The 4,337-nt window shown below is 74.0% G+C and carries 3 protein-coding genes; 2 read left to right on the top strand and 1 reads right to left on the bottom strand.

Going from position 1 to position 4,337, the window contains the following annotated elements:
• Positions 1-63 precede the first annotated feature (63 nt).
• Complete coding sequence (locus BU198_RS00385; RefSeq protein ID WP_188294768.1) at positions 64-819, bottom strand: TetR/AcrR family transcriptional regulator; 756 nt, start codon at positions 817-819, stop codon at positions 64-66.
• 117 nt (positions 820-936) lie between these two features.
• On the opposite strand from BU198_RS00385, the gene BU198_RS00380 reads away from it, so the two are divergent.
• Together BU198_RS00380 and BU198_RS00375 are read left to right on the top strand one after the other, a co-directional pair.
• Entirely contained in the window at positions 937-2,658 is a 1,722-nt protein-coding gene (locus tag BU198_RS00380) for a DUF885 domain-containing protein (RefSeq protein ID WP_188294767.1), read from the top strand.
• A gap of 172 nt (positions 2,659-2,830) precedes the next feature.
• On the top strand, positions 2,831-4,337 hold a 1,507-nt coding region (locus BU198_RS00375; RefSeq protein WP_317619890.1), incomplete at its 3' end, for an MFS transporter.

The following is a 4,337-nucleotide window of genomic DNA, read 5'->3' as shown; positions in this document are numbered from 1 at the left end:
CCGCACGCACGCCGGTGCTCGCGCCCGTCGCCACGCCCGTCGCGCCCGTCCCCGCGCCCGCCCTCACTCCTGCCCGAGCACCGCGCGCAGCCGCTCGGCCCGATCGGCCTGCGGCCCCTCCAGCGCGAGCAGCCCCGTGAGCACCCGGGCCGTCTGCGGATCGTGCAGCGCCGTCGCCGCCGCCATCGCGGTGAACTGGTCCACCAGCCAGTCGCGCAGCTCCGCCACCGGCAGCGTGCGCCCCTCGTCCAGCCAGCTCAGCGACGCGCCCTCGACGACCGCGATCCACGAGCGCACCAGCAGCGTCAGCCGCGGCCCGGCCTCCCGCACTCCCAGGTGGCGCAGCGTCCGCCGCAGCGCCGCCCGCCGGACGTCGTCCACGATCGCCGAGGTGCGGGCGGTCTCCACCACCGAACCGCCGCGCAGCAGCGCCGAGTAGCCCGCGTCGTGCTCGGCCACGAACGCGAAGTAGCCGTCCAGCACCGCCGACAGCTGCTCGGACGGCGTCCCGGTCACCGGCACCGCGAAGCGGCTGGTCAGCTCGTCCGCCGCGGAGCGCAGCGCGGCCTCGTACAACTGCTGCTTGCCGCCCGCGAAGTAGCGGTAGACCAGCGGGCGGGAGGCCTCGGCGGCCTCGGCGACGTCGTCGAGGCTCACCTCCTCGGGCGGCCTGGCGGCGAACAGCTCCAGGGCGACCGCGATCAGCTGCTCGCGCCGTTGCTGGACCGGCAGCCGCCGGTAGCCGCTGCGGCGCGGGCGCGGCTCGGGTACGGCCGGGGCGGGCGGCTGACCGGTTGCCGGGGCGGGGCGGGCGTCCATGGCGGCCAGCGTAATGGGCGTCGGACGGATCGGATCCTGTCGCGCCGAACGGATTTTCGCAGGCGGGGCCGGTGGCAAAGGGGTTGCAAAGCCGGCGGACCGCGAAATGATGTCCGAATGCGTGAAGAACTGATCACCGCCGACGGCGCCACCCCTCGCCGCATTGCCGACGACCACGTCCGCGAACTGGCCGAACTCGACCCGCTGACCGCGGTGTACCTCGGCCTCAACCTCGATGACGACCGACTTCCCGACCTTTCCCCGGCCGGCTCCGAAGCGCTGGCCGACCTGGCCCGCCGCACCCTGGCGAAGCTCGACGAGGCCGAGCGGGCCGGCGCCGCCGAGGACGAGGCGGAGCGCCGCTGCGCCCGGCTGCTGCGCGAGCGGCTGAGCGCCGAACTCGCCGTCCACGCGGCGGGGGAGCACTTCCGCTCGCTGCGCAACCTCGGCTCCCCGGTGCACGACCTGCGGGAGTCCTTCACCCTGATGGGCACCGACACCGAGGCCGAGTGGCAGGTGGTCGGCCGCCGGCTGGCGAAGGTCCCGGTGGCGTTCGAGCAGTACCGGCAGACGCTGGCCGGGGGCGTCGAGCGCGGGCTGCTGTCCGGCCCGCGCCAGGTGGCCACGGTGCTCGGGCAGTTCGCCGAGTGGCTGGGCGAGGACGCGTCCGCCGAGGGCGCGCCCGGTGCCTGGTTCGGGCAGTTCGCGCAGGGCGCTCCGGAGGGCCTGCGCGCCGAGCTGTCGAAGCACGCGGCGGCCGCCGACGCGGCGCTGGCCGAACTGCGCGACTGGCTGCGCGACGTGTACGGCCCGGCCGTGGCCGGCGCCTCGGACACCGCGGGCCGGGAGCGCTACGCCCGCTGGGTGCGCTACTGGACCGGCGCCGACCTGGACCTGGACGAGGCCTACGCCTGGGCCTGGAGCGAGTTCCACGACCTGCTGGCGCAGATGGAGGCCGAGGCCGAGAAGGTCCTGCCGGGCGCGGGACCGCTGGCGGCCATGCAGTGGCTGGAGTCCGACGGCCCGGCCATCGAGGGCGCCGAGGCGGCCAGGGAGTACCTCCAGGGCCTGATGGACCAGGCCGTCCGGGACCTCCAGGGCACCCACTTCGACCTGGCCGAGCCGGTCACCCGGGTCGAGTCGAGGATCGCCCCGGCCGGCAGCGCCGCCGCGCCGTACTACACCGCGCCCTCGCTGGACTTCAGCCGCCCCGGGCGGACCTGGCTGCCGCTGCTCGGCAAGGACCGCTTCCCGGTCTGGGACCTGGTCTCCACCTGGTACCACGAGGGCGTGCCCGGCCACCACCTCCAGCTCGCGCAGTGGAACTACGTCGCCGACCGGCTCTCCACCTACCAGGTGAGCCTCGGCGGGGTGAGCGCCAACATGGAGGGCTGGGCGCTGTACGCCGAGCGCCTGATGGACGAGCTCGGCTACCTCACCGACCCGGGCCACCGGCTCGGCTACCTCAACGCCCAGATGATGCGGGCGCTGCGGGTCATCGTCGACATCGGCATGCACGTCGGCCTGGACTTCCCGGCGGACTCCCCGTACCGGCCGGGCGAGCCGGTCAGCCCCGAGTACGCCCGGGAGTTCTTCGGCCTGTACTGCGGCCTGTCCGCCGACTTCCTGGACAGCGAGCTGGTCCGCTACCTGGGCCTGCCGGGCCAGGCGATCGGCTACAAGCTCGGCGAGCGCGCCTGGCTGCGCGGCCGGGCGGCGGCGAAGGCGGCGCACGAGGCGCGCGGCGAGGAGTTCGACCTCAAGGCCTGGCACATGGCGGCGCTCTCGCAGGGCTCGCTGGGGCTGGACGACCTGGTCGCGGAGCTCTCGGCGCTCTGACCCGAGGCCGCGGAACCAGGCCCCCGGGACTCGGTCCCGAGTCCCGGGGGCCTGGTTCTTTTGTCCCACAGGTCCGATTTGGTGAGGTTTTTCCTTGCCATTCGTCCGGAGCGGGGTTTGGCTGGAAGGCGACTGCGTGACCTCTCCGTCACCACTCCGGAAGGCTCGAACCGTGTCTGCGCAACCCGCAACCGGTCATGGGACCACGGACCGTCGCCGCTGGTGGGCGCTGGCGGTCATCGCCACCGCCCAGCTCATGATCGTGCTCGACATCACCATCGTGAACATCGCACTGCCGTCCGCCCAGCGGGACCTGGGCATCTCGGACGCCGACCGGCAGTGGGTGATCACCGCCTACACGCTCGCCTTCGGCGGCCTGCTGCTGCTCGGCGGGCGCGTGGGCGACCTCTTCGGCCGCAAGCGCGTCTTCACCGTCGGCCTGCTGGGCTTCGCCCTCGCCTCCGCCCTCGGCGGCGCGGCGGTCGGCCCGGCCATGCTCTTCGGCGCCCGTGCCCTCCAGGGCGCGTTCGGCGCCCTGCTCGCCCCCTCCGCGCTGGGGCTGCTCTCCACCACCTTCTCCGATCCCAGGGAGCGCAGTACGGCCTTCGGCATCTTCGGTGCCATCGCCGGCGGCGGCTCCGCGATCGGCTTCATCGCCGGCGGTCTGCTGACCGAGTACCTGGACTGGCGCTGGTGCCTGTTCGTCAACGTGCCGATCGCCGCCGTCACCGCCTTCGCGGCGTTCACCGTGCTGCGGCGCGACCACGTCGAGAAGGGCCGCCGGATGCGGCTGGACCTGCCCGGGGCGCTGCTCGGCTGCGGCGGCCTGCTGGCGATCGTCTACGGCACCTCCGAGGCCGTGACGCGGGGCTGGGGCGACGGCCTGGTGATCGGCCCGCTGGTCGTGGGCGTGGCGCTGCTCGGGCTGTTCGTCCTGGTCGAACGCCGCACCGCGCACCCGCTGCTGCCGATGCACATCGTCGCCGACCGCAACCGCGGTGGCGGCGCCCTGTCGGTGGGCCTGGCGATGGTCGGCATGTTCGGCCTGTTCCTGTTCCTGACCTACTACCTCCAGGCCATCAAGCACTTCTCGCCGATCGTGTCCGGGCTGTCCTTCCTGCCGATGACGGCCGCCATCGTGCTGAGTTCGACGGGCTTCGCGGCCCGGATGATGACCAGGGTGCCGTCCAGGGACCTGATCGGCCCCGGGCTGCTGCTCGCCGCGGGCGGCATGGCCTGGCTGACCCAGATGCGGGTGGACAGCCCGTGGGCGGGCATGGTGCTGCCCGCCGAGCTGCTGATCGGCTTCGGCATGGGCCTGGTGTTCATGCCGGCGATGAGCCTGGCCACCCTCGGGGTCGCCCCGAACGAGGCCGGAGCGGCCTCGGCCACCATCAACTCGGCCCAGCAGGTGGGCGGTTCGGTCGGCACCGCGCTGCTGAACACGGTCGCCGCGAGCGCCACGGCGAGCTTCCTGGCCACCCGGATCGCCTCCGATCCCGCGGTGCGGGCGCAGGGCGCGGTGCACGGCTACGTCGTCGCGACCTGGGTGGCGATGGGCGTCCTGCTGGTGGCCGCGCTGGTCGCGGTGCTGATGATCGACCACCGGCCGGCGCCCGCCACGGCCACCGCCGTCCCGGTCCGGGACGGAAGCGGCGTCCGGGGCGCGGGCGGTGGAC

Origin of the sequence: Streptomyces sp. CBMA156 (assembly GCF_014596515.1) — a bacterium.
Lineage (GTDB): Bacteria > Actinomycetota > Actinomycetes > Streptomycetales > Streptomycetaceae > Kitasatospora.
The sequence above is the reverse complement of the archived record's forward strand: the minus strand, read 5'-3'. Positions and strand labels throughout refer to the sequence as shown.